Annotated in this window: 21 protein-coding genes, 1 tRNA gene and 3 rRNA genes; all 25 read left to right on the top strand. The window is 38.4% G+C overall.

The window, feature by feature from the left end; translation table 11 throughout:
• Nucleotides 1-111 precede the first annotated feature (111 nt).
• On the top strand, nt 112-309 hold the full coding sequence (locus tag GM661_RS15940; RefSeq protein ID WP_230867700.1) for a hypothetical protein: 198 nt from the start codon (nt 112-114) through the stop codon (nt 307-309).
• The gene (locus tag GM661_RS15935) at nt 296-1105 is read left to right on the top strand and encodes a DctP family TRAP transporter solute-binding subunit (protein WP_230867699.1); all 810 of its coding nucleotides are present in this window, start codon (nt 296-298) and stop codon (nt 1103-1105) included. Before GM661_RS15940 ends, GM661_RS15935 begins: the two co-directional genes overlap by 14 nt.
• Nucleotides 1106-1218: 113 nt before the next feature.
• On the top strand, nt 1219-1782 hold the full coding sequence (locus tag GM661_RS15930) for a TRAP transporter small permease (RefSeq protein WP_230867698.1): 564 nt from the start codon (nt 1219-1221) through the stop codon (nt 1780-1782).
• A 40-nt stretch (nt 1783-1822) separates the two neighbouring features.
• A complete protein-coding gene (locus GM661_RS15925) occupies nt 1823-3094 on the top strand; it encodes a TRAP transporter large permease (RefSeq protein WP_230867697.1) in 1272 nt (423 codons plus the stop codon).
• A gap of 169 nt (nt 3095-3263) precedes the next feature.
• Nucleotides 3264-4241: a 2-hydroxyacid dehydrogenase gene (locus tag GM661_RS15920; RefSeq protein ID WP_230867696.1), complete on the top strand. Its 978-nt coding sequence runs from the start codon at nt 3264-3266 to the stop codon at nt 4239-4241.
• 167 nt (nt 4242-4408) lie between these two features.
• Nucleotides 4409-4807 (top strand): secondary thiamine-phosphate synthase enzyme YjbQ, encoded by a 399-nt coding sequence (locus GM661_RS15915; protein WP_230867695.1) that lies wholly within the window; start codon nt 4409-4411, stop codon nt 4805-4807.
• A 66-nt stretch (nt 4808-4873) separates the two neighbouring features.
• Nucleotides 4874-5014 (top strand): hypothetical protein, encoded by a 141-nt coding sequence (locus GM661_RS15910; protein ID WP_230867694.1) that lies wholly within the window; start codon nt 4874-4876, stop codon nt 5012-5014.
• A 307-nt stretch (nt 5015-5321) separates the two neighbouring features.
• A 16S ribosomal RNA gene (locus tag GM661_RS15905) occupies nt 5322-6869 on the top strand.
• Nucleotides 6870-7027: 158 nt separating this feature from the next.
• A 23S ribosomal RNA gene (locus GM661_RS15900) occupies nt 7028-10114 on the top strand.
• 106 nt (nt 10115-10220) lie between these two features.
• Nucleotides 10221-10337 (top strand): 5S ribosomal RNA (gene rrf, locus GM661_RS15895).
• The 16S, 23S and 5S rRNA genes sit together here with 1 tRNA gene alongside, the layout of an rRNA operon.
• Before the next feature lie 35 nt (nt 10338-10372).
• Nucleotides 10373-10448: transfer RNA gene (locus GM661_RS15890), tRNA-Asn, on the top strand.
• Between the two features lie 317 nt (nt 10449-10765).
• On the top strand, nt 10766-11791 hold the full coding sequence (locus GM661_RS15885) for a putative glycoside hydrolase (protein ID WP_230867693.1): 1026 nt from the start codon (nt 10766-10768) through the stop codon (nt 11789-11791).
• 211 nt (nt 11792-12002) lie between these two features.
• A complete protein-coding gene (locus tag GM661_RS15880) occupies nt 12003-12476 on the top strand; it encodes a CtsR family transcriptional regulator (protein ID WP_125991778.1) in 474 nt (157 codons plus the stop codon).
• A 1-nt stretch (nt 12477) separates the two neighbouring features.
• Nucleotides 12478-12990, top strand: a complete 513-nt coding sequence (locus GM661_RS15875) for a UvrB/UvrC motif-containing protein (protein ID WP_230867692.1) — start codon at nt 12478-12480, stop codon at nt 12988-12990.
• 2 nt (nt 12991-12992) lie between these two features.
• The gene (locus GM661_RS15870; RefSeq protein ID WP_125992402.1) at nt 12993-14042 is read left to right on the top strand and encodes a protein arginine kinase; all 1050 of its coding nucleotides are present in this window, start codon (nt 12993-12995) and stop codon (nt 14040-14042) included.
• Nucleotides 14043-14054: 12 nt separating this feature from the next.
• A complete protein-coding gene (locus tag GM661_RS15865; protein WP_230867691.1) occupies nt 14055-16475 on the top strand; it encodes an ATP-dependent Clp protease ATP-binding subunit in 2421 nt (806 codons plus the stop codon).
• Between the two features lie 82 nt (nt 16476-16557).
• Nucleotides 16558-17916, top strand: coding sequence for a DNA repair protein RadA (radA, locus tag GM661_RS15860; protein WP_230867690.1), 1359 nt, complete (start codon nt 16558-16560; stop codon nt 17914-17916).
• A gap of 3 nt (nt 17917-17919) precedes the next feature.
• Nucleotides 17920-18996: a DNA integrity scanning diadenylate cyclase DisA gene (gene disA, locus GM661_RS15855; protein ID WP_125991770.1), complete on the top strand. Its 1077-nt coding sequence runs from the start codon at nt 17920-17922 to the stop codon at nt 18994-18996.
• 92 nt (nt 18997-19088) lie between these two features.
• The gene (locus tag GM661_RS15850; protein ID WP_125991768.1) at nt 19089-19592 is read left to right on the top strand and encodes a CarD family transcriptional regulator; all 504 of its coding nucleotides are present in this window, start codon (nt 19089-19091) and stop codon (nt 19590-19592) included.
• A 71-nt stretch (nt 19593-19663) separates the two neighbouring features.
• Nucleotides 19664-20773, top strand: coding sequence for a PIN/TRAM domain-containing protein (locus tag GM661_RS15845; protein WP_230867689.1), 1110 nt, complete (start codon nt 19664-19666; stop codon nt 20771-20773).
• Between the two features lie 4 nt (nt 20774-20777).
• On the top strand, nt 20778-21467 hold the full coding sequence (gene ispD, locus GM661_RS15840) for a 2-C-methyl-D-erythritol 4-phosphate cytidylyltransferase (RefSeq protein WP_230867688.1): 690 nt from the start codon (nt 20778-20780) through the stop codon (nt 21465-21467).
• A gap of 1 nt (nt 21468) precedes the next feature.
• Nucleotides 21469-21951: a 2-C-methyl-D-erythritol 2,4-cyclodiphosphate synthase gene (gene ispF, locus GM661_RS15835; protein WP_125991762.1), complete on the top strand. Its 483-nt coding sequence runs from the start codon at nt 21469-21471 to the stop codon at nt 21949-21951.
• Nucleotides 21952-21954: 3 nt separating this feature from the next.
• Entirely contained in the window at nt 21955-22743 is a 789-nt protein-coding gene (locus GM661_RS15830; protein ID WP_205739294.1) for a HutP family protein, read from the top strand.
• Nucleotides 22744-22892: 149 nt separating this feature from the next.
• Nucleotides 22893-24362, top strand: coding sequence for a glutamate--tRNA ligase (gene gltX, locus GM661_RS15825; protein WP_230867687.1), 1470 nt, complete (start codon nt 22893-22895; stop codon nt 24360-24362).
• Nucleotides 24363-24905: 543 nt separating this feature from the next.
• Complete coding sequence (gene cysS / locus GM661_RS15820) at nt 24906-26348, top strand: cysteine--tRNA ligase (protein ID WP_230867686.1); 1443 nt, start codon at nt 24906-24908, stop codon at nt 26346-26348.
• Nucleotides 26349-26350 lie beyond the last annotated feature (2 nt).

Below are 26350 nucleotides of genomic sequence, written 5' to 3'. Positions count from 1 at the left end.
TGTTACTAAGTCTTGGAGGTGATATTAAGGGTATTAAAGTATAACACATAAAGTAGTATTGTCTTAGTCAATTTTGGATTAACTAAAATCTAAAAAAAGGTGTGGTAAAAAATGAGAAAATTCAATTTGTTAATAATATTGGGTTTATTAATTTTTGCTTTTGCTAGTGTTGGATATGCTGCAGAAATATATACTTTATCTTTTGGTCATGGAGTTATGAGTAGTCATCCAACACATTTTGGGGCTCTAAGGGTAAAAGAGCTAGTAGAAGAACGTTCAGATGGTCGGCTGAAGATTGATATATCCTAACCGACAATTAGGTGAAGAAAGAGAAATGGTTGAAGGGTTGCAGATGGGTACTATAGATATCACATCAGTGTCTACTGGGCCTTTAGGAGGGTTTGTGCCAGAAATCGGGGTAGTAGATTTACCTTTTCTATTTAAAAATAATATTCATGCCTATGGTGTCTTAGATGGACCAATTGGGGAAGAATTACTAGATAAGTTTTCAGAAAAAGGTATTTATGGAGCAGCATTCTGGGAAAATGGGTGGCGACATTTGACAGCTAATAAGGCTATTAATAAACCAGAAGATTTAGAAGGTTTAAAGATACGTACTATGGAAAACAAGGTTCATATGAATGCTTTTAAAGAGATGGGGGCTAGTCCAATCCCTATGGTATGGGGCGAAGTATATACTAGTTTAAACCAGGGGGTAATTGATGCTCAGGAGAACCCAATTACTGTAATTTATACCAACAATCTATTTGAAGTTCAAGGTTATACTATGGAGACAGGACACCTTTACAGTCCTCATGTAGTTCTTGTCAGTCAAGTAAGTTTAAATAAATTACCTGAAGATTTACGAAAAATATTAATAAATACGATTAAAGAGGTAACTGTTTATCAACGTAGTAAGAGTATAGAAATTGAAGTTAGTCAGAAAAAATTACTTGAAGAAAAAGGAATGAAGGTTTTAACTGTTGATAAAGCACCATTTCAGCAAGCAGTAGAACCTGTATATAAGAAATATGCAGATAAATTCGGTGAGGAATTAATTAACAGAATTGTTACAGCAGGTGGTAAGAAAGCAATTGATTTCTGATTTGTGATTATTCTCTAGTTAGTAAATAAAACTACCACTTGATATTTAAAAATAATTTATCAAGTGGTAGTAATTATTTGTTCTTTTTTAAGATGAAATTAGGGGGTGTTTATATGCTTAAAAAATCTAACGAATTATTAAAAGAAAAGCATCCTATTATTTGGGTATTAGAAACATTTTGGGGATGGATTAGTAGTTTTTTTGAAGGATTAATTATTTTATTGATGAGTTTTTTAGTAGTAATGACTTTTGTTAAGGTGTTCTATCGATATGTATTGAACAATCCAATTACTTGGGCTTCAGAATTATCACGTTATTTATTTGTTTGGATTACATTTCTTGCTGCCTGGTTTGTCTTTAAAAAGAGAGGACATTTGGGGTTAGATGTTTTAGTGATTGCATTGTCAGAATCAGTTCAAAAAGTTATTTTGCGTGTAGGCGAATTGATTATTTTAGTATTTTTGTTATTTGTTTTAAAGATAACACCTGATTTCCTGGATATGACATTTTGTCAAACTTCTCCTTCATTAGGATTATCAATGAAATATATTTATGCTTCTTTTCCTGTGTTTTCAATCCTTGTAATAGGAGAAATTTTATTAGGTTGGATTAATCCTGAGCGAATTTCTTTTGAGACAACATATAAGGAAATTAAAACAAATGATAAAGTTAATTGATCTGAAATGAATCTATTTGTATTGAAGAAAGGAGTTAATAATGACACTTCCTTTATTTGTAAGTTTTGTAATATTAATTTTTCTTAATGTACCAATAGCATTTAGTTTAGCAATTTCATCATGTGTTGCTTTATATTTTGGAGGTTTTCCATTAAATGTAGTTATACAGCGTATGGTTACTGCTGCTGATTCTTTTTTATTGCTTGCAATACCATTCTTTATATTAGCGGGTAATATAATGAAAGATGGCGAGATTTCTAAAAAGCTTATTAATTTTGCGGATTCATTAGTAGGATTTATAACAGGAGGTTTGGCTCAGGTGAATATAGTTACTAGCATGTTCTTTGCAGGTATTACAGGAGCTGCTGTAGCAGATACTTCTGCTGTGGGTTCTGTACTTATTCCTCCTATGGTTGAGCGTGAATATGATGCTGATTTTTCTGGGGCTGTCACAGCAGCTTCTTCTGTTATCGGTGTTATTATTCCTCCTAGTATTCCAATGGTTGTATATGGAGTTGTAACTGGTGTTTCAGTTGGAAAGATGTTTATGGGTGGTTTAATTCCTGGGATTCTTGTTGGGGTTATTATGATGATAGCTAGTTATGTAATATCTAAAAAACGTGGGTATCCTTCAGGAAAGTCGTTAAGTATAAAAAATATATTAGTTAATTTCAAGGAAAGTATTTTAGCTCTTATTATGCCCTTGATAATTGTAGGCGGTATTTTTTCAGGTGTATTTACACCGACAGAAGCGGCAGTTATTGCAGTGATATATTCTCTCATTATTAGTTTGTTTGTCTATCGCACAATTAAAATTAAAGATTTACCTAGAATTATTCTAGAATCTGCTTATACTACTGCTGTTGTAATGTTAATGTTAGTAGCTGCTTTCCTCTTTAGTTGGATTATTACGCGTGAAAGAATTCCAGTGCAAATTGCCAACTTTCTTACTACATTGGCTTTGAATCGCACAGTGGTTTTAGTATTAGTATCTATATTTTATATAGTAGCAGGAACTTTAATGGATTTAACAGCAAATATTATTCTCTTAGTTCCAGTTTTGTTTCCAGCTATCCAGAATTTAGGAGTTGATCCAATCCATTTTGGTTTAATTACAGTAGTTGCTTTAGCAATTGGTTTAGTTACTCCACCAGTAGGAGCGTGTTTGTTTGTTGCCTCTGAAATATCTAATACATCAATAGTACAACAAAGTAAAGCCCTTATTCCTTATATTATTAGTTTAGTATTAGTATTAATATTATTAATATTAATACCTGAGATTTCAGTTTTTATTCCAAATCTATTTTCTTAACATAAGAATTTTATTTTTTGTGGTAGAAAGATGCTGGCATATAGTTAATTATGCTAAGTTAATTAAGGGCGTTTACTAAAACAACATATATAAAGAATAAATAAACAAATATAATTGTGGTTAATATTCAAGAACAAAAAAGAATCCTTAAATTTAGGAGGGAATAATGATGAGTAAACCAAAGGTCTATGTTACAAGAAGGTTGCCGCAGAAAGCCCTTGATATGATTAGTGCTGAATGTGAGATGGAAGTGAATCCATATGATAGGGTCTTAACTAAAGAAGAATTAGCTGAGGCAGTTAAGGGTATTGATGGACTCTTATGTCTATTAACTGACACTATTGATGAGGATTTACTGGATGTTAATCCAGCTCTTAAAGTTATTGCTAATTATGCAGTAGGCTATAATAATATTGATATTAAGGCTTGTACAGAGAGGGGTATCCCAGTATCAAACACACCAGGTGTTTTAACAGATACAACAGCTGATTTTGCCTGGACATTATTAATGGTAACAGCCCGCAGGGTGGTAGAAGCAGACCGTTTTACCCGTGCCGGTAAATATAAAGGCTGGGGGCCGATGATGTTTCTTGGTGGAGATATATATGGCAAGACTCTAGGTGTAATTGGTATGGGGCGTATTGGACAGTCTTTTGCTAAAAGGGCCAGGGGCTTTAATATGAATGTTATATATTATGATGCCTATAGAAGAACCTCTGAAGAAGAAAAAAAATGGGGTATAAAATACAAGGAAATAGATACCCTTTTAGAAGAAGCAGATTTTGTGAGTCTTCATGTACCACTGATTCCAGAGACAGAACACCTAATAGGTGAAAAAGAATTAAAATTAATGAAAAAGACTGCTTATTTAATCAATACAGCGCGAGGTCCAATTGTTGATGAAAAAGCCTTGATGGAAGCCTTAAAAAATGGCGAAATAGCAGGTGCCGGTTTAGATGTATATGAGGAGGAACCTGAACTTGCTTCTGGACTAACAGAACTGGATAATGTGACACTGGCACCACACATAGCGAGTGCCAGTATTGAAACGAGGACTAAAATGGCTGAGATGGCAGTTGAAAACCTGTTGGCTGGGTTAAAAGGTCAAGATATGTCCAATATAATTAATAAAGAAGTATTCAAATAAATAATTAAATAAAAAAAGCATCTATTTGTGTTAAAATTAAAGCAGATAGATGCTTTTTGTTTATGTTTATCTTCTTTTTTTATAACTTATGCAGGAAATTTGTTGAATTTATTTAATAATAAATAATGAGAAAATAAATAATAAGAATAAAAAAGGGGGAGACTATTTTGATAGAAGAAGTAAAAATAAGAACAAAAAACCAGGTTGAGTTTATCGATATAACTACTATAGTCAGGGATATTGTCAGTAAAGATGAAGTTAATGATGGTATAGTAGTAATATACGTACCCCATACTACTGCTGGTGTGACAATAAATGAAAATGCGGACCCAGATGTGGTAAAGGATATGACTAAAGAGATAAATGAAATTGTTCCCTTTGACGATGATTATTTCCATCTAGAAGGTAATTCGGCAGCCCATATAAAAGGTAGTTTGATAGGATCGTCTGAAACCATAATAATAGAAAACGGAGCCCTTGTATTAGGCCGCTGGCAGGGGATATATTTTTGTGAATTTGATGGTCCAAGGAAGAGGAAATTATACATTAAGATAATTTCTAATTAGTGTCTTTTAAATTATTTTGTGCTATCCCCAAAAAAGTTCTTGACAGTCTGGCAAGATGATGTTAGAATGTATCTTGTCGTCACAAAAGATGGTGATAGACAACGCTGTCATTTTAAAATTTCCTTGACAGGAAGAGATAGAGATGTTAAGATATATCTTGTCGCCGCTAAAAGCGGTAAAAAGTTGGAACTGATAAGTAGATTATGATAAAAGACTATTTATGAAAAAACTACTTGACAGTAATCGACAGAGATGATAAGATGTAAAACGTCGCTGTTAACAGCACTTGGAAAATGATTTTTGAAATAAAATAAAACTTCTTGACAAGTGAGGTTAAAAGTGATAAGATATAATTCGCTGACAGATAATAAAAAGTCAGTGAGATAAACAATTAATGTTCCTTGAAAATTGAACAACAAGCAATGACGCAAGTGCGAGCCTTTTTTAAATAAAAGGCAAGTATCCAAAAGAGTTCAAAAGTATTCAAAGAGTCACAAATAATCTATTAAAATTTTTAATGGAGAGTTTGATCCTGGCTCAGGACGAACGCTGGCGGCGTGCTTAACACATGCAAGTCGAACGACCCGCCTTAACAGAATCCTTCGGGATGAAGATAAGATCCGGGTAGTGGCGGACGGGTGAGTAACGCGTGGAGAACCTGTCTCTCAGTCAGGGATAACCTGGCGAAAGCCGGACTAATCCCAGATAGCCTTAAGAGTAAGCATTTACACTTAAGTAAAGGTGCCTAGGCATCGCTGAGAGGTGGCTCCGCGTCGGATTAGCTAGCTGGTGAGGTAATAGCTCACCAGGGCAACGATCCGTAGCTGGTCTGAGAGGACGATCAGCCACACTGGGACTGAGACACGGCCCAGACTCCTACGGGAGGCAGCAGTGGGGAATCTTCCGCAATGGGCGCAAGCCTGACGGAGCAACGCCGCGTGAGTGATGAAGGCCTTCGGGTCGTAAAGCTCTGTCCTTAAGGAAGAACCGTCAATGCAGGAAATGGCATTGACCTGACGGTACTTAAGGAGGAAGCTCTGGCTAACTACGTGCCAGCAGCCGCGGTAATACGTAGAGAGCAAGCGTTGTCCGGAATTACTGGGCGTAAAGGGTACGCAGGCGGATAGGCAAGTCAACTGTGAAATATACCGGCTTAACCGGTAAGGTGCATTTGAAACTGCCTATCTTGAGTGCAGAAGAGGAGAGCGGAATTCCTAGTGTAGCGGTGGAATGCGTAGATATTAGGAAGAACACCAGTGGCGAAGGCGGCTCTCTGGTCTGCAACTGACGCTGAGGTACGAAAGCTGGGGGAGCAAACGGGATTAGATACCCCGGTAGTCCCAGCCGTAAACGATGGACACTAGGTGTTGGTGGTTCGAATCCATCAGTGCCGGAGTTAACGCGATAAGTGTCCCGCCTGGGGATTACGGTCGCAAGACTGAAACTCAAAGGAATTGACGGGGGCCCGCACAAGCGGTGGAGCATGTGGTTTAATTCGATGCAACGCGAAGAACCTTACCGAGGCTTGACATCCCGTGACCATCTATGAAAGTAGAGTCTAGTCTTTGACTACACGGAGACAGGTGGTGCATGGCTGTCGTCAGCTCGTGTCGTGAGATGTTGGGTTAAGTCCCGCAACGAGCGCAACCCTTATCCTTAGTTACCAGCAAGTAAAGTTGGGGACTCTAAGGAGACAGCCGGTGAAAGCCGGAGGAAGGTGGGGATGACGTCAAGTCCTCATGCCCTTTATGCCTCGGGCTACACACGTGCTACAATGGTCAGTACAGAGGGGAGCGAAGCTGTGAAGTGGAGCAAATCTCAGAAAGCTGATCCCAGTTCGGATTGCAGGCTGAAACTCGCCTGTATGAAGTTGGAATCGCTAGTAATCGCAGGTCAGCATACTGCGGTGAATACGTTCCCGGGCCTTGTACACACCGCCCGTCACACCACCCGAGTTAGATGCACCAGAAGTCATTTGCGAATGCCAAAGGTGTGTCTGGTAAGGGGGGTGAAGTCGTAACAAGGTAGCCGTACGGGAACGTGCGGCTGGATCACCTCCTTTCTAAGGAGAATGCGTCAAGCTTGTTGTTCAACTTTGAGGGAACGTTAAAAATGTTTCCTTAAACTGTTCTTTGAAAACTGCATACAGGAAAAGACGAAGGTACCAGAAAGATTCCGAAAGGAATGTTGAAGGTACTACAATTTTCTAAGAAGAAAAAAGATTAAGCTAATAAGGGCTTACGGTGGATACCTAGGTACCTGGAGCCGAAGACGGACGTGCCAAGCTGCGAGAAGCCGCGAGTAGCTGCTAAGAAGCGTAGATACGCGGATATCCTAATGGGGAAACCCGACGGTCGAGAGGGCCGTCATCATATAGTGAAAGAAGTAGCTATATGAAGGGAACCGGGGGAAGTGAAACATCTAAGTACCCCGAGGAAAAGAAATCAAAAGAGATTCCCTAAGTAGCGGCGAGCGAAAGGGGAAGAGCCCAAACACATTTAATGTAAGGCTACAGCCGTTGTTAAATGTGGGTTTAGGATAATCAAGAGTGAGACTGTAGAATCACAAAGGCAGTTGAATCTTTAGCCGAATGACCTGGGAAGGTCAGCCAGAGAGAGTAAAAGCCTCGTAGGTGAAAAGGAGAGACGCCTTAGATTATCCAGAGTACCACGGGACACGAGGAACCCTGTGGGAAGAAGGGAAGACCATTTTCCAAGGCTAAATACTACCAGGTAACCGATAGTGAACAAGTACCGTGAGGGAAAGGTGAAAAGAACCCCGTGAGGGGAGTGAAATAGAATATGAAACCGTAAGCTTACAAGCAGTGGGAGGACTATTAGAAAGTCTGACCGCGTACTTTTTGTAGAACGGACCGGCGAGTTATTCTTAGTAGCGTAAGGTTAAGCCAGAAAGGTGAAGCCGCAGCGAAAGCGAGTCTGAATAGGGCGCAAGTTACAAGGAATAGACCCGAAGCCAGGTGATCTACCCATGACCAGGGTGAAGCGGGAGTGAGAACCCGTGGAGGCCCGAACCAGGTGATGTTGAAAAATCATTGGATGAGTTGTGGGTAGGGGTGAAAGGCCAATCGAACCTGGAGATAGCTGGTTCTCCTCGAAATAGCTTTAGGGCTAGCCTCAAGGAATAAAACTAGGCGGTAGAGCACTGATTGGACTAGGGGCCCAACAAGGTTACCGAATCCATTCAAACTCCGAACACTTAAGTTTATAAGCCTTGGGAGTCAGACTACGTGGGATAAGCTTCGTAGTCGAAAGGGAAACAGCCCAGACCACCAGTTAAGGTCCCAAAGTACAGACTAAGTGGGAAAGGAAGTGAGGTCGCAAAGACAACCAGGATGTTGGCTTAGAAGCAGCCATACATTTAAAGAGTGCGTAATAGCTCACTGGTCGAGCGTCCTTGCGCCGAAAATGTAACGGGGCTAAAGTCTGTCACCGAAACTGTGGATGTGTAAATTGTTCACGGAGTCTATTGTTAACTAAAGATAGAGATATAGAGTTACATTTAGTCAAAAGTAACAAAAAGAAATTCAAAACAAGACTTTTGACCAAATGACTCCAGGCTAAAGTCTATTTAGCAAAGCAGTAGATTGCGTGAACAGTTTACACATGGTAGAGGAGCATTGTATAGTGGAAGAAGCTGTACCGTAAGGAGCAGTGGACGCTATACAAGAGAGAATGCCGGTATGAGTAGCGAAAAGAGGGGTGAGAATCCCCTCCGCCGAAAGTCTAAGGTTTCCTGAGGAAGGCTCGTCCGCTCAGGGTAAGCCGGGACCTAAGCCGAGGCCGAAAGGCGTAGGTGATGGATAATTGGTAGAGATTCCAATGCCGCTATTAATCGTTTGAATGAAGTGGGGACACGGCAAGAAAGACAAAGCACACGACTGGAGGTGTGTGCAGAAGCCCAAGGTAGGAATAAAGAGGCAAATCCCTTTATTTAACTATCGAAGGTGATCTGGACCCGAGAGAGGGGAAGTTGTCAAACAAGCTGTCAAGAAAAGCCACTAGTGAGATTAATAGTGCCCGTACCGCAAACCGACACAGGTAGACGGGATGAGAATTCTAAGGCGCGCGAGAGAACCCTTGTTAAGGAACTCGGCAAAATGACCCCGTAACTTAGGGAGAAGGGGTACCACGAAAGTGGGCACAGCAAAGAGGCCCAAGCGACTGTTTAGCAAAAACACAGGTCTCTGCTAAGTCGTAAGACGAAGTATAGGGGCTGACGCCTGCCCGGTGCTGGAAGGTCAAGGGGAAGTGTTAGGTGAAAACCAAAGCATAGAACCTAAGCCCCAGTAAACGGCGGCCGTAACTATAACGGTCCTAAGGTAGCGAAATTCCTTGTCGGGTAAGTTCCGACCTGCACGAATGGCGTAACGACTTGGGCACTGTCTCAACAAGGGACTCGGCGAAATTGTAGTACCAGTAAAGATGCTGGTTACCTGCGACAGGACGGAAAGACCCCGTGGAGCTTTACTGTAGCCTGATATTGGGTTTTGCTAAAGGATGTACAGGATAGGTGGGAGGCTAAGAGCTTGGTACGCTAGTATCAAAGGAGCCGCAAGTGGGATACCACCCTTTCTTTAGCGGAATTCTAACCAGAGGCCATAAACTGGTCATGGGACATTGTCAGGTGGGCAGTTTGACTGGGGCGGTCGCCTCCAAAAAAGTAACGGAGGCGCCCAAAGGTTCCCTCAGTGCGGATGGAAATCGCACGAAGAGTGTAAAGGCAGAAGGGAGCTTAACTGTGAGACCAACAAGTCAAACAGGTACGAAAGTAGGGCTTAGTGATCCGGCGGTATTGAATGGAAGAGCCGTCGCTCAACGGATAAAAGTTACCCCGGGGATAACAGGCTTATCTCCCCCAAGAGTTCACATCGACGGGGAGGTTTGGCACCTCGATGTCGGCTCGTCGCATCCTGGAGCTGAAGCAGGTTCCAAGGGTTGGGCTGTTCGCCCATTAAAGCGGTACGCGAGCTGGGTTCAGAACGTCGTGAGACAGTTCGGTCCCTATCCGTCGCAGGCGAAGGATACTTGAGAGGAGCTATCCCTAGTACGAGAGGACCGGGATGGACACACCGATGGTGTATCAGTTGTTCCGCCAGGAGCATAGCTGAGTAGCTAAGTGTGGAATGGATAAACGCTGAAAGCATCTAAGCGTGAAACCAGCCTCAAGATTAGGTATCCCACTCGCAAGAGGTAAGCCCCCTGGTAGATGACCAGGTTGATAGGTTGGAGGTGGAAGTGTGGTAACACATTAAGCTGACCAATACTAATAGGGCGAGGGCTTAATCTTAACTTTAAAAATTATTTTCCTGTATGCATTTTTGAAAGAATAGTCTATTGACAACTAAGATAGATATGCTATAATATTTGGTGTATTATAAAAAGCAGATAAAATTTTCGGTGGCAATTGCGGAGGGGAAACACCTGTTTCCATTTCGAACACAGCAGTTAAGTCCTCCAGCGCCTATGGTACTGCAAGGGTGACTTTGTGGGAGAGTGGGTCGCTGCCGATTTTATTTATATTTATATATCGTTTACTAATATGTGTTCCCCGATAGCTCAGTTGGTAGAGCAGATGGCTGTTAACCATCGAGTCGCAGGTTCGAGTCCTGCTCGGGGAGCCATTTTTTTATGTCTAGAAAATTCACCTGATAGCAAATATGGTAGCTTTTACCTACTATTACTTTACTATATTTATATAATTACTAGCTGATATGTGTTATAATTATTATATAGGAAACAAGGATCAATATAGTATTACATATTCATTATTTTGATAAGATATTTTGAAGGAGGTATATGATCTGGTAGAATATATACCAGTACATAAAAAATGACTATCAAAAATATTACAAAATTAATAAATACTTTTGTTATTATATTATTAATATTACTTTTATATCCGACACAGCTTTTAGCTGATTTTAGATTACATTATAATTTGGACAGACCCCCTGCTAACAATAGCAAAGTATATCAGCTTGTTGATGAGAAAAAATTATATCTTCCTGAATTTTATGTGAAAGGTATCTATGTAACAGGCTGGGTAGCAGGTTCAGAGAAAATTTCAGCTTTAATTAATTTAGTTGATAAGACAGTATTGAATACTATGGTAATTGACATCAAAGACCAGTTAGGTCATTTGAGTTACAAATCTAATGTCCCTCTGGCCCAGGAAATTGGTGCTAACCGTCGAAAGATTAAAAATATTAAGGCCTTAATTGATGAATTGCATAGTAGGGGTATTTATGTAATAGGGCGGATAGTTGTTTTTAAAGATGCCCTGCTGGCAAATAAGAGAAAGGATCTTTCCCTTAAATTAGAGCAAAGTGATAATACAATTATTAAAAGTGATAACTGGGTTGACCCTTCCCAAAAAGAAATATGGGATTATAACCTGGCTCTTGCCAGAGAAGCAGTTGAAATTGGCTTTGATGAGATCCAATTTGATTATATTAGATACCCTGCCTTAGCCAGAAAACCATATCAGGCAGTAGTTGATAAAGAAAACAAAAGTCAGTATATAAATAGTTTTGCTCAATATGTAAGGGATGAGTTAGACTTGTTAAATACCCCGGTTTCAATTGATGTTTTTGGTTTAACAACAGCGGTTAATGATGATTTAGGTATTGGGCAAAATTTTAAGGAATTATCTAATATTGTTCAAATAATTTCTCCGATGGTCTATCCTTCTCATTACTCAGCCGGAAGCTATGGGATTCCAGTGCCAGATAGAGAGCCTTATCAAATAATCTATAAGAGTCTTATTGATGCCCAGGAAAAAATATCAGATAATAGTAATGTGGTTATTAGACCCTGGTTACAGGATTTTTCATTAGGGTATAAATATTCATTAAAAGATGTACAGGAACAGATTAAGGCAGTAGAAAAACTTGGTTTAACTGAATGGTTGTTATGGAATCCGAGTTCAAAATATACTATTGAAACATTGTTAACTCACCCTTAGAAAGGGTGAGTTTTTAGTATAATGCAATTTCATTATATTAACGAGTAATCTTGACAAAAACAAAGATAAATGAATGAGAACAGTGATAATGGTTATAATTAAAGTAGATTATGGACTATTAGTAGTTGCAATTTATAGAAAATATAGTATGATATTAATAAGGAAGGTCAAAAAAAGTCAAAGACAAAATCCGCAGGAGGTTGCTTTTCTTATGGCTAATTTATCAGACCAAATAGAGAGGTATTTAAGAAACCTGATAAAAAAATACCAGGGTGAAGTAGAAATTAAACGTAACCAATTAGCTAATGAGTTTAATTGTGCCCCATCACAGATAAACTATGTGTTACAGACCAGATTTCCAGTGGAAAGGGGTTATGTAGTAGAGAGTCAACGTGGTGGTGGGGGCTATGTTCGGATAATTCGCCTGAAGATGGACTCTGAAAAAGAACAGATAAAAAAGATAATTTCCCGTTTTGGTGGTCCAATATCACAGCGGGAAGCTGAAGCAGTGATTTTCAGGTTGTTTGAAAATGAAGTAATCTCTTTTCGTGAAAAAATTTTGATGGAGACGGCTGTTAATAAAAAATTAATAGGAGTGAATCTGCCTCATAGGGATTATATCAGGGGAAGGCTGTTCAGGGGTATGCTTGAAGTGATTCTAAAAATGGAAAGTGAGGAGGAATAATATGCTTTGTCAGCGGTGTAATAATAAAGAGGCTACTGTTCATTTGACTAAAATTGTTAATGGTGAAAAAAATGAGGTTTTTTTGTGTGAGGAATGTGCCCGGGAGACGGGGCAACTTCCCTTTGCTGGAAATGACCCTTTTTCTTTTCAGAATTTATTGTCAGGTATATTAAATCCAGAAATTAATTCATATAATACTGGTATAAAACAGGGAGATAAATGTGGAACATGTGGTTTGAGTTATTATGATTTTACTCAAAATGGTCTATTTGGTTGTGCAGATTGTTATGAGACTTTTAATGATAGGCTTAACCCCTTGTTAAAACGCATACATGGGGAAACTGTTCATAATGGAAAGGTCCCCCAGAGAAAGGGAGGTCATTTAAGGAAAAAACGTCAGATAAAAGAGTTAAGGGACGAGATGAAAGATGCTGTCAAAAATGAAAATTTTGAAAAAGCAGCAGAAATAAGGGATAAGATAAAAGAATTAGAGGATAATGATGGGGGTGAGTAGTGATGTCATTAAAGGATATTATTAATAATAATGTAACACACTGGATTTCTGGTGAGGGTCCTGATAATGAAATTGTTTTAAGTAGTAGAATACGCCTGGCCAGGAATATTGAAGATGAGCCATATCCTAATCAGGCAAGTAAAGAAGAGAAACAATCTGTTAGTAAGCGGGTAATCGAGGCCATTTCCTCCCAGAAACAGTTAAAACTGCATTATATTAACCTTGCTGATATGCCAGAATTAGAAAGGGATTTACTTGTTGAAAAACACTTAATTAGCCCTGTGCATGCCAGGGAAGGATATGAAAAAGGTGTATTTCTTGATGATAATGAAAGAATAAGTGTTATGATAAATGAAGAAGACCATATAAGGATCCAGGTGTTGACACCAGGGTTACAATTAGACGAAACCTGGGAACTGGCCAGTGAATTAGATGACCTGTTGGAAAGGAAACTGGATTTTGCTTTTTCAGAGAAATGGGGTTATTTATCCAGTTGTCCTACTAATGTTGGAACTGGTTTAAGAGCTTCTGTTATGGTTCATTTGCCGGCCTTAAGCCTGACAAATAATATAGGGAAAATGTTAACGGCTGTTTCAAAATTAGGTTTAACAGTCAGGGGTATATATGGTGAAGGTAGTGAATCTAATGGTAGTATATATCAAATATCAAATCAGGTGACATTAGGCCACTCTGAAAGGGATATAATTGATAATCTTAATAGTGTTAGTAAACAGATAATTGGTCAAGAAAAACAGGCCCGTCAGTACCTCTTACAGGAAAAAGAATCAGAGGTGATTGATAGAATTAGAAGGTCATTTGGTATTTTAAATTTTGCTTATAAGATTTCCAGTGATGAGGCAATGAAATTAATTTCAAATGTAAAATTAGGTATTGATATGGGTATAATAGATAATGTTGATAAAAAAGTTTTAAGTGAATTAATGGTCTTAACCAGACCGGCCCATATTCAAAAAATAAATGGTAAAGAACTAAGTATTTCGGAAAGGGATATAAAACGTAGTGAACTTATTCAGACTAGATTAAAAATGTAGGGAGTGATAGATATGTTTGGTAGATTTACTGAAAGGGCCCGTAAGGTTTTGAGTCTTGCGGAGAAAGAAGCAGTTGCTCTAAAACATAATTATGTAGGAACAGAGCATATGCTGCTTGGACTGGTTAAAGAGGGTCAGGGTGTAGCAGCAAAGGCCTTGGCTGATGCAGGTGTTACTCAGGAGAAGGTCATAGAGAAGATCAAACAGATAATTGGTGAAGGTAAACAGCAGATAAATAACCCTGTTAGTCTTACCCCCAGGAGTAAAAAAGTGTTAAATTTATCTATGGATGAGGCCAGGCGTTTGGGTCATAATTATATTGGCACTGAGCATATTTTGCTTGGTTTGATTCGTGAGGGGGAAGGTGTTGCAGTTAGGATACTACAGGATCTTGATGGAGATCTTACATCAATTCATAAACAGGTTATTGAGTTACTTGGGGGTCAAAACAATATAGAACAAAATACCGGAGATAAAAATTCAAAAACTGCTAACCTTGATGAGTACAGTCGTGATTTAACTGATATGGCCAGGGAAGGCAAATTGGATCCTGTTATTGGTCGTGATAAAGAGATAGAACGGGTAATACAAGTTCTTAGTAGACGGACAAAGAATAATCCTGTTTTGATAGGGGAACCTGGTGTAGGTAAAACAGCAATTGTTGAGGGTTTAGCCTCCAGGATTATTTCTGAGAATGTGCCGGAAATTTTATTAAATAAACGTGTTGTTTCCCTTGATTTAAGTTCAATTGTAGCTGGTTCTAAATATAGGGGAGAGTTTGAAAAGAGATTAAAGGCAGTAATGAATGATATAATAAAAAACGGTGAAATTATTTTATTTATTGATGAACTCCATACCCTGGTTGGTGCTGGTGCGGCAGAAGGGGCAATTGATGCTTCAAATATCTTAAAACCTGCTCTGGCCAGAGGGGAACTTCAGGCTATTGGTGCTACCACCCTGGATGAATACCGCAAATATATTGAAAAAGATGCAGCACTGGAGAGAAGATTCCAATCAGTTTTGGTAGAAGAAACCACTATTGAAGAGACAATTAGCATTTTAAAAGGACTGCGGGATCCCTATGAAGCACACCATAAAGTTGTTATTACTGATGAGACAATTAAAGCAGCTGTTAATCTGTCACATCGGTATATAACTGACCGTTTTTTACCAGATAAAGCGATTGATTTAATTGATGAAGCTGCCTCAAAGGTAAGGCTGAGTAATAATACAAGACCACCAGAGATGAAGGCGCTTAATCAGAAACTGGAAGATTTACAGAAGGAAAAGGAAGCTGCTGTAAAAAACCAGGAGTTTGAAAAGGCTGCTAAACTGAGGGATAAGGAAAAAGAACTACAACAGGAATTAGAGGATATTAAAGCCAACTGGCATCAGGATAAAGGAAGGAAAGAGAGTACTGTAACACCAGACGATATAGCAGAGATTGTTTCCAGTTGGACAGGGATACCAGTTACCAGGTTAGAAGAGGCTGAAACAGCAAAATTATTAAGATTGGAAGAGGAGCTTCACAAGAGAGTTATTGGCCAGGATGAGGCTATCAATGCAGTTTCTCAAGCAGTAAGGAGGGCCAGGGCAGGGCTCAAAGACCCTAAAAGGCCTATTGGTTCATTTATCTTTCTTGGTCCAACAGGTGTGGGCAAGACAGAATTGGCCCGTACACTGGCTGAAACAATGTTTGATGATGAAGATGCTATGATCAGGATTGATATGTCTGAATACATGGAAAAACACTCTGTCTCACGTCTGGTTGGTTCTCCTCCAGGTTATGTGGGACATGAAGAGGGTGGTCAGTTAACAGAACCGGTAAGAAGGCGCCCTTATTCGGTTATCTTATTTGATGAGATTGAAAAAGCCCATCCAGATGTATTTAATGTCCTGCTCCAGATTCTTGAAGACGGTCTTTTAACTGATACACACGGCCGTAAAGTTGATTTTAAAAATACAGTAGTCATTATGACATCTAACGTCGGTGCTAATTATATTGAAAAGGAATCAAGGCTTGGCTTTAAAGCACAGGAAGATGAAGAAAGTAAATATACTGATATGAAAGATAAAGTTATCTCTGAACTAAAAAAGACATTCAGACCTGAATTCCTTAACAGGCTTGATGAAATAATAGTTTTCCATGCTTTAAATAAAGACCATATCAATCAGATTGTTGACCTGATGCTGAATGATTTAAGAAAGAGATTGAGTGAAAAGGAAATTGAAATCAAGGTAAGTGATAAAGCAAAACAATTACTGGCTGAGGATGGTTTTGATGCCCAATTTGGGGCCCGTCCCTTAAGAAGGAGTATCCAGAAATTGATAGAAAATCCTTTATCAGAACGTATTCTTCAAGGAGAAGTAAAGGAGGGCCAGGTAATTAAGGTTGATGAAGATCAAGGAAGTATGTCCTTTATTAATGAATAATCATACTAAAGTTTCTTGTAAAAACCTGTCAAAAATGTTATAATTAAAATAAATTAGTTAGTATATAATAGGGGATAGGTGTATGGCGAGAGACAGGGTTGATTATACGTGTGAGGAATGCGGCTATAAGAGCTCCAAATGGATGGGACGTTGTCCGAATTGTGATACCTGGAATTCGTTTGTTGAAAGGAGAGCTAATAAGGGCAGTGGGAAACAGGTTCAGCTTAGGGTTGAACCCAGTCCAATTACAAAAATTGAAGCTGGAGTGCGTGCTCGTTCTTCCTCCGGGATTGGTGAATTAGACCGTGTCCTGGGGGGCGGGATTGTAAGTGGGTCTCTGGTTTTACTTGGAGGAGCCCCTGGTATTGGGAAATCAACCCTGATATTACAGGCGGCTTCCCTTTTTAGTAAAACTAATGGCCAGGTTTTATATGTTTCAGGTGAGGAATCAGCTACCCAGATAAAACTGAGGGCGGAGAGATTAAAGGCCATTAATAATAGTTTATATATTCTGGCTGAAACCGAGTTTGACCAGATAAGTGTAGCCCTACATAAAGGTAATTATGACCTGGTAATAATTGATTCTATTCAGACGGTCTATGAACCAAAACTGGATAGTGCCCCTGGTAGTATTCCTCAGGTTAAAGAGATTACTAATCAGCTTATGAAAATAGCCAAGACTAAAAATATACCAATCTTTTTAATTGGGCATGTTACTAAAGAGGGCAACCTGGCAGGGCCGAGAGTTATGGAACATCTGGTTGATGCAGTACTCCAGTTTGAAGGTGACCGCAACTACTCTTATCGTATCTTACGAGCGGTTAAGAATAGGTATGGTTCAACTAATGAGGTTGGGGTTTTTGAAATGAAGGGTTCCGGTATGGAAGAAGTACTAAATCCTTCCCAATTATTCTTGGAGGAGAGACCTGACGGGGTATCTGGTTCTGTAATAGCACCTGTTATTGAAGGAAGCAGACCATTATTGATCGAGGTGCAGTCTCTGGTATCTTCTTCAACTTTTTCTGCGCCACAGCGTTTAACTACTGGTGTTGATTATAAAAGGGTATCTATTTTACTGGCTGTTCTGGAGAAAAAAGCCGGTTTCAACTTTCAGACTAAAGATGTCCATATTAATATTACAGGCGGGTTCAAGGTAGATGAGCCGGCTCTGGATTTAGGGATTATATCAGCTATCATTTCTAGTTATCAGGATCAGGTTATACCAGATGGACTGGCTGTTATAGGTGAGGTTGGATTAGCAGGTGAGGTCAGAGCAGTCAGCCAGATAGAACAGCGTATTAAAGAAGCAAAAAAACTGGGATTTAATAGGATTATTATTCCACAGGGTAATTTTAAAGGGCTTAATTTTGACCCTGAAGTAAACATTGTGGGAATAGTAAATATACATCAATTATTACAACATATCTCTAAGGTGGGGTGATGAATGAGCAGAGAAAATCAATTAGCTGAGATTTTAAAAATGATAGCACCAGGTACAGTACTGAGGGAAGGCCTGGAAAATGTGCTGCGGGCTGGTACTGGGGGTCTTATAGTAATAGGCGATAGTGAAGAAGTACTAGGTATAGTCGATGGAGGGTTTAATATTAATGCAGAACTTAACCCAGCACGGCTTTATGAATTAGCTAAAATGGATGGAGCTATGGTTTTAGATAGTGATGCTGATCGGATTCTCTGTGCTAATGCCCAGTTAATACCTGATCCCTCAATCCCCTCTTCTGAGACAGGTACCAGGCATAGAACTGCTGAAAGAGTTGCCAAGCAGACGGGAGAACTAGTAATTGCTATTTCACAGAGGAGAAATATCATTACCCTTTATAAGAATAACCTCAAACATATCCTGGAAGATATCAGAGTGATCCTATCAAAGGCCAACCAGGCAGTCCAGACACTAGAAAAATATCGCAATGTCCTTGATCAAGCCCTGACAAATTTAAGTGCTCTTGAGTTTGAAGACCTGGTTACTATTTCTGATGTAGTTACTGTGATACAACGGGCAGAAATGGTACTTAAAATTGAAAAAGAAATTAAAAAATTTATAAATGAACTGGGTATTGAAGGAAGACTAATTAAGATGCAGTTGCAGGAATTAATAGTAAATGTTAAAGAGGAAGGCATTTTATTAATTATGGATTATATGGCTGATAATGAAGAAGATGATGAGTTTGAACCTGAAGATCTATTAATGGAATTAACAAACTGGTCTTCAGATGAGATGTTATCCCTAAATACTATAAGCAAGGCTTTAGGACACGGTGGCTCTGTTAATTCCATGGACCTTTCAGTCTCTCCCAGGGGATACAGATTATTGAGGAAGATCCCTAGGCTGCCTATGCCTGTTATAGAAAATTTGGTTGCTCAATTTACAAGTTTGCAGGATATAATTAATGCTTCACCAGATGAACTTGATGATGTCGATGGTATAGGAGAAGTGCGTGCCCAGGCAATAAAAGAAGGATTAAGGCGTTTAAGGGATCAAGTCTTATTAGATCGTCATATATAGTGGGATTTTATTAAAATTGACAGTTGATAATACAGGTGTTATAATTATTCTAAGGAAGAATATGGTTTCAGGTAATAGAGGAGATGATATAATTGTTTAAGGTAGGCGATAAAGTAGTCTATCCCAATCATGGTGCTGGTACAATAATAGGACTAGAAACAAAAGAAATCCTAGGTGAAGAAAAAAAATATTTTATTATGCAGTTACCTATTGGTGAAATGAAGGTCATGATACCTGTCGAAAAAGTAGATGAAATAGGTATTAGAAGGGTTATAGATGAAGAAGAGGCTGACGATGTTTTGAGACTACTTAAGGGTGAAAAAAGCAAAATGTCCCAGAATTGGAACCGACGTTTCCGTGCAAATATGGAGAAACTTAAAACAGGGGATATATATGAAGTAGCTGAAGTTGTCCGCAATTTAACTATTAGGGACCATGAAAAAGGGCTTTCTACTGGTGAAAAGAAGATGCTTAATAATTCCAGACAGATATTAATTAGTGAATTAGTATTATCAAAGGATATGGATGAAGAAGAGGTTGATTTATTAATTAGTGAAGTGTTTAATGATAATCCATATATGGATGAAGAAGAATAATTTACTTATTTTAATGATTTTAGGAATTATTATTCTATTTTTGGTAATAATATTTGGAAGGAGGTGGGAAAGTGCTAAAAAAAATAATGAAGTCCATCTTGGCTATATTTGGTGCAATTATAGGATATGAGCTTGTTGATGTTTTAGACCTGGCAACTGAGTTTCCAAAACCTGTCTGGGAGAACATAGACCGCTGGTTTATAAGCACACAATTTATTGGCATTATTATCGGGTTATTGTTTGGTTTTTTTGTTGTTTCTTTTTTATTGGAGAAATTATTGCAATTAATTATTAATTTTGAGTACAAATTAAAAGAGGTATCATGGAAGAAAATAGTGATTAGTATTTCAGGAATTATTATAGGCCTATTAATAGGTATACTTATAAGTATTTCTTTTCCTGTTTTAAAAAGTCATCGCATCGGGCAATATTTGCAGGTATTAATAAATTTGGTTTGTGCATACCTTGGATTCAGCCTCTTGACTTACAAAGAGATTGAGATTATCAAGCTGTTTGAAAAGAGCAACAAAAATAAAATGGATAATATTTACGATGATGAGATTAGTAGTAAAATTCTTGATACCAGTGTTATAATTGATGGTAGGATAGCAGATATATGTAAAAGTGGTTTTGTAGAAGGAACGTTAATAGTATCTGAATTTGTACTTGAAGAGTTACGTCATATAGCTGATTCATCAGATGTACTAAAACGTAACCGTGGTAGGCGTGGGCTTGATATTTTAAAACAGATGCAGAAGGAAAGTAATATAAACATTCAGATCATAGAACAGGATTTTGATGAAATTAATGAAGTAGATAGTAAATTGGTAAGATTGGCCCAAATCATGGATGCCAAGATAGTAACTAATGACTACAATCTCAATAAAGTTGCTGAATTACAGGGTGTTTTTGTACTTAATATTAATGAATTGGCAAATGCTGTTAAACCGATTGTGCTACCAGGTGAAGAGATGGATGTTAAGGTGATTAAAGAGGGAAAAGAAGATGGTCAAGGTGTTGCTTATCTTGATGATGGTACCATGATAGTTGTTGATGATGGTGTTAATTATATGGGTAAAAAGATTTCTGTCTTAGTAACCAGTATATTACAGACAGCAGCAGGTAGGATGATTTTTGCTAAACCCAAAGCCAGGGAACAGATTAATCTAATTAAGGGGTAAAATAATGTCTATAGGAGTTGTGATACCTGCAGCAGGTCAGGGTTCAAGGATGAATAGCCAGACTAATAAACAGTATTTAGGTCTGGCTGATCGTCCTGTTCTTGCCCATACTATTGCCCTGTTTTCTGACAATCCTCAGATTAAAGAGATAATTGTTGTTGTCAGGCAGGAAGAAATAAAGTACTGCAGGGAAAAGGTTATAAACAAATATTTTAATAATAAAAAGATCAGAATAATTGCTGGGGGAGAGACCAGGCGCGAATCGGTTTTTGCTGGTTTAAGGGTCTTTTCACCAGCAATTAATTATGTTATAATTCATGATGGTGCTCGACCGATTTTGCCGGTTTCTGTTGTAGAAAGGGTTATACTTACTGTTAAGGAAAATGATGCAGTTAGCGTGGGGGTAAAACCTAAAAATACTATAAAAAGGGTGGATGGGAAGGGTTATGTCCTTGAGACCCTGGATAGAGGAGAATTGGTTTCTATCCAGACACCCCAGGCCTTTAGCAGAGAACTTATTATGAAGGCACATCAGGAGGTAGCTAGTGACCTAAAGGTTACAGATGATGCAGCACTGGTTGAGTTCTTAGGATATCAGGTTAAGATTATTAGTGGCTCAGAGGAAAATATTAAGATAACTACCCCTGAAGATATGTTTATAGCAGAAAGTATACTTGAGAACAGGAGAAGATAAAGTGAGAGTAGGTTTAGGTTTTGATGTTCATGGATTTAAAAAGGACCGGCCGTTGATAATAGCCGGGATACATATTCCTTATCAATATGGTTTGATGGGGCATTCAGATGCAGATGTGCTGACACATGCCTTAATGGATGCTATTTTAGGTGCTATGGCTAAAGGTGATATAGGAAGACATTTTCCAGATAGTAATCAGCGTTATAAGAATATCAATAGCTTATTATTACTGGATGAGGTCTATAAATTACTTATGGAAGAAGAATATAGGATTGAAAATATTGATTTAGTACTTATGGCAGAAAAACCGAAAATATCACCGTATTATAATAAAATAATTAGTAAGTATGCCGAGGTTTTACAGATCAATAAAAAGAGGATTAATATGAAGGCAACAACTACTGAGGGGCTTGGGTTTGTTGGAAGGGAAGAGGGAATGGCTGCCCAGGCTGTTGTTTTAATTGAGAGTAATGAAAGGGGATAAATCATGCTAGTAAAGGATATCATGTCAGATAATCCGATCACAATAAATCCTGAGGCAACAGTATTTGAAGCTGAGAAACTTATGTCACTAAATAAGATTGGAAGGTTAATAGTAGTTGAAGATGGTAAAGTGATTGGGATGGTAAGTGATGGTGACCTGGTAGTTGAACATGAACTAAATGCTTCGATAACTAGGTTTATGTCAGAAGATATAATTACGATTAGCCTGGATACGACTGTGCAGGAGGCAGCGCGCCATCTCTCTGATAATCATATCGGTGGTCTGCCTGTACTTAATGATGATCATAAACTGGTGGGGATTGTAACAGCAGATGATATAGTATCTGGTTATCTTAAAGATGAAGAAAATGAAAGGGCTATGGAAAAGAGGACCATAACACCAGAGAGTTCAGCAATTTATCTGGCTATGACCAGGAGCCGTGAATATGAAGAATACTGGCTGGAGAAAATTAAGGGGTATGGCTATAAGGGGGCTATCACCCAGACAGGTGCCAGTGCAGAGAAATTACCTATTAAGTTAAGGGAGAGCACTACAGTTGCAGCAATTGCCCGTGGGGTTATTTCTGAAAATTCACGGGAGAAGATAGCTATTTCCAATGCTGTAAAAGATGCGTACAGCCAGCTTGCCTTGATAAATCCGGGACTTGGTGGTGGGTTTAAAATAGCTATCGTCCGTGGGGAAGGCCATATAGCGGCAGCAATATTTGGTAAGTTTGGCCATGCCCTGGTAGATGGTCCAGAACAATTAACTGTGGGTACCAGTGTAATATAGAGGTCTTATATTATATACGCAAGGATGAGGCCAGTACTAGGCCATCGAGGCCGTTGGAGGTCTTGGATAAGACATTATTTTATGGAATAATAGATATACTGATAAATATATATTATACTTGAAAAAAAATAGTTAGAGGAGTGGATAGAATGTCAGGAATGCGTTTGCGTTTTCCTCCCAGTCCGACAGGTAAGATCCATATCGGTAATATGCGTACTGCCTTATTTAACTGGCTGTGGGCCAGGAAAAATAAGGGGAAACTAGTTTTAAGGATTGAAGATACAGACCTGGAAAGGTCCACTAAAGAGTTTGAAGAGATAATCCTAAAAGAGATGAAGTGGCTTGGACTTGATGTTGACGAAGGTGTAGGTATTGGTGGGGATTATGGTCCTTACCGGCAGTCAGAAAGAATAGATATATACCAGAAATATGCTGAGAAACTACTGGAAGAAGGTAAAGCGTATTATTGTTACTGTTTACCTGAAGAATTAGATAAAATGAGGGAAGAGGCTGCCAGCAAGGGTGAAATGCCTCGTTATAACCAACACTGCCGTACCTTGTCTGCAGAAGATGTTGAAAAATATAAAAAAGAAGGTAGGAATCCTGTTATCAGGTTTAAAGTTCCTGATGAGGATAGAGAGATAATCATTGATGATATTATTAGAGGTAAAATATCCTTTAATACCAGTGTGCTTGATGATTTCATTATCTACAAATCAGATGGAATGCCTACATATAATTTTGCTGTAGTTATTGATGATGCTTTAATGAAAATAAGTCAGGTTATCAGAGGAGAAGATCATATATCAAATACCCCTAAACAGTTATTGATTTATGAGGCTCTTGGTTTTGATTTACCTAGGTTTGCACATCTCCCATTAATACTTGATGAGAATAAGGCCAAATTGAAAAAACGTAGTGATAGTGATACCGTATATATTGGGGAATATAGAGAAAATGGTTATCTCCCTGAAGCTCTATTTAATTTTTTATCACTACTCGGCTGGTCAGCAAAGGATGATCAGGAAATAATGTCAAGGGAAGAGATCATATCTCATTTTGATATTGCAGATGTTAATAAAAGTCCTGCTGTGTTTGATGTTGAAAAACTAAACTGGATGAATGGTAAATATATCAGAGAGGCAGACCTGGATAGGATTGTTGAATTATCTATTCCGTATTTAAAAGATGCTGGATACATTAGTGATGATGTATCAGATGAAAAATATGAATGGGTAAAAAGGGTTATAGAGGTTAGCAGGAACAAGGTTGATTATCTGTCCCAGATACCTTATGAGGCTGAACTTTTCTTCAAAGAACTGGAATTTGCGGATAAAAAAGAGGCTGTTGAAGAATTTAAGGGAGAAAATGTGGAACTGGTTTTTACAACCCTTAAAGAAAAACTCAGGGAACTGGAGGAATTTAACCCTGATTCAATAAATAAAATTTTTAACATAATGAGGAAAAATTTGCCTGTAAAAGCCAGGACTATTTATCATCCAACAAGGGTAGCTCTCACTGGCTTAAACTCAGGACCGGAGTTAAATCATGTAATTTATATTCTGGGTTTAGATGAAGTAGAGAAACGTTTGGATAGTGCCCTTGAAATGGTTAATTAGTTTAAACTTTAGAAAGGCAAATTAAATGCTGCAGGGTAGACATATAAAGAAATCTATCCTGTAGTTTTATTTTTATGGGCAGAGGAAATTATCGACTATTGTTATCTGAAAAATACTTTACAAATACCTGTTAAAAGTATATATTATTATATAAGAAGAAAATATATTAATAATATTGATGGGAAGAGAGGATATAAGTTTTCTATCTCAGAGAGGATTATCAAAGGCTGGAAGTAATCTATAGATTGTATATCCTTATGCATCCTGGAGTTTAATTCCTGAATTATAGTAGGGAGTTACGGTGAAAGCCGTTATCATTATTTATTAAGTTGGGTATCAGGGGTAAGCCCTGGCCAAACAGAGTGGAAACGCGGGCCTTCGTCTCTGTAATAGGGATGTGGGCTTTTTTATTGGAAATTATGTTTAAATTGTGGATAATTTCTAGAGTCGTCCAACCAAAATATCTGTCTGGATTATTAAAACTAGTTAACTTTGTGTAAGAAATAAAATGTTAAAGGTAAAAGATTAAAGGGGGGAAACTTGATGCTTAAAGTTTATAACACTTTAACCAGGAAAAAAGAAGAATTTATTTCGTTAAAAGAGGGTAAGGTGGGGATGTATGTCTGTGGTTTGACTGTGCAGAATTATTCTCATCTAGGTCATATCAGGAGTGCAATTAATTATGATGTTATTAGACGTTACCTGGAATATAAGGGATATGATGTTACCTATATCATGAATTTTACTGATGTAAATGAAAAAATAGTAAGCCGGGCAGCAGAGGAGGGCCTGACAATGATGGAACTGGCAGAAAAATATGCCCGGGCTTATCTAGAAGATATTAGCGAATTAAATATTAAACCAGCTACCAGATATGTAAAGGCAACTGATAATATAGATGCGATTATTAAAATGATAGCAACCCTGCTGGAGAGGGGGTATGCCTATGAAGTTAATGGTAATGTCTATTTTAGTGTGGATAAATTTGAGGACTATGGTAAACTATCAGGGAGGTCTCTTGATGAAATGCAGGCAGGTGCCCGAATTGATGTAGTTGAGGAGAAAAGAAACCCGATGGATTTTGCTTTATGGAAGAAGGCTCCCGAAGGTGAGAAAGAATGGGATAGCCCCTGGGGTAAGGGATGGCCTGGCTGGCATATAGAGTGTTCAGCTATGGCCACCAAATACCTGGGAGATAGCTTTGATATTCACGGTGGTGGAAGTGATTTAATTTTTCCCCATCATGAAAACGAAATTGCTCAGTCTGAGGCCTGTACTGGCCATACATTTGCCAAATACTGGCTCCATAACGGTCCAGTAAATCTGAAGGGAGAAAAAATGTCTAAATCTCTGGGTAATTTTTTTACTACCAGGGAATTATTGGAGAAATATAAAGCAGATGAAATACGGTATTTCCTCCTGACCAAGAATTACCGGACACCGATTGATTTTAGTGAAGAAGAGGTGGAGACTGCTAAAGCGGGTCTTAAAAGGCTAAGTAATCTTTCTCAGAAGTTAGAGTCCCTGCTATTTAATAATGAACAGTTGGAAGAAGTAGAGGGGAATCTATCTACTGAGGGAATTAAAGATACATGTCGAAAAAGGCGTATTGATTTTGAAGAGGCCATGGATGATGATTTCAATACAGCCTTAGCGATTGGGGTTATCCATGAACTGGTTCGTGATATAAATAGCTTTATAAATAGTCCTGACTTTACCTTGCAACAAAAAAACTGTACTGTACTGAAGGAGGCTTATGGGGTATTTAAAGAACTTACTGATATTCTTGGACTTAGCTTAGATGATAAAGCGAATCTTAATAATGATGAGGCTGTTAATAATTTAATGGATTTCATTCTTAAAATAAGGGAAGAGGCAAGAGAACAGAAGGATTATCAGCTGGCTGACAGGATACGGGACGGCTTGGGTGAACTGGGTTTTCTTGTCAAAGATACTACGCAAGGTGTGGAATGGGAGAGGGTTTAAAG

Origin of the sequence: Iocasia fonsfrigidae (genome assembly GCF_017751145.1) — a bacterium.
In the GTDB taxonomy this organism is placed as follows: domain Bacteria; phylum Bacillota; class Halanaerobiia; order Halanaerobiales; family DTU029; genus Iocasia; species Iocasia fonsfrigidae.
Note: the sequence above shows the minus strand (reverse complement) of the source record. Positions and strands in the feature narration are given on the sequence as shown.

Coding starts and splice junctions, on each gene's coding strand:
- GM661_RS15940 (WP_230867700.1), top strand. CDS start 112: ATGAGAAAATTCAATTTGTTAATAATATTGGGTTTATTAATTTTTGCT.
- GM661_RS15930 (WP_230867698.1), top strand. CDS start 1,219: ATGCTTAAAAAATCTAACGAATTATTAAAAGAAAAGCATCCTATTATT.
- GM661_RS15925 (WP_230867697.1), top strand. CDS start 1,823: ATGACACTTCCTTTATTTGTAAGTTTTGTAATATTAATTTTTCTTAAT.
- GM661_RS15920 (WP_230867696.1), top strand. CDS start 3,264: ATGAGTAAACCAAAGGTCTATGTTACAAGAAGGTTGCCGCAGAAAGCC.
- GM661_RS15910 (WP_230867694.1), top strand. CDS start 4,874: ATGTATCTTGTCGTCACAAAAGATGGTGATAGACAACGCTGTCATTTT.
- GM661_RS15880 (WP_125991778.1), top strand. CDS start 12,003: ATGGCTAATTTATCAGACCAAATAGAGAGGTATTTAAGAAACCTGATA.
- GM661_RS15875 (WP_230867692.1), top strand. CDS start 12,478: ATGCTTTGTCAGCGGTGTAATAATAAAGAGGCTACTGTTCATTTGACT.
- GM661_RS15870 (WP_125992402.1), top strand. CDS start 12,993: ATGTCATTAAAGGATATTATTAATAATAATGTAACACACTGGATTTCT.
- GM661_RS15865 (WP_230867691.1), top strand. CDS start 14,055: ATGTTTGGTAGATTTACTGAAAGGGCCCGTAAGGTTTTGAGTCTTGCG.
- radA (WP_230867690.1), top strand. CDS start 16,558: ATGGCGAGAGACAGGGTTGATTATACGTGTGAGGAATGCGGCTATAAG.
- disA (WP_125991770.1), top strand. CDS start 17,920: ATGAGCAGAGAAAATCAATTAGCTGAGATTTTAAAAATGATAGCACCA.
- ispD (WP_230867688.1), top strand. CDS start 20,778: ATGTCTATAGGAGTTGTGATACCTGCAGCAGGTCAGGGTTCAAGGATG.
- GM661_RS15830 (WP_205739294.1), top strand. CDS start 21,955: ATGCTAGTAAAGGATATCATGTCAGATAATCCGATCACAATAAATCCT.
- gltX (WP_230867687.1), top strand. CDS start 22,893: ATGTCAGGAATGCGTTTGCGTTTTCCTCCCAGTCCGACAGGTAAGATC.
- cysS (WP_230867686.1), top strand. CDS start 24,906: ATGCTTAAAGTTTATAACACTTTAACCAGGAAAAAAGAAGAATTTATT.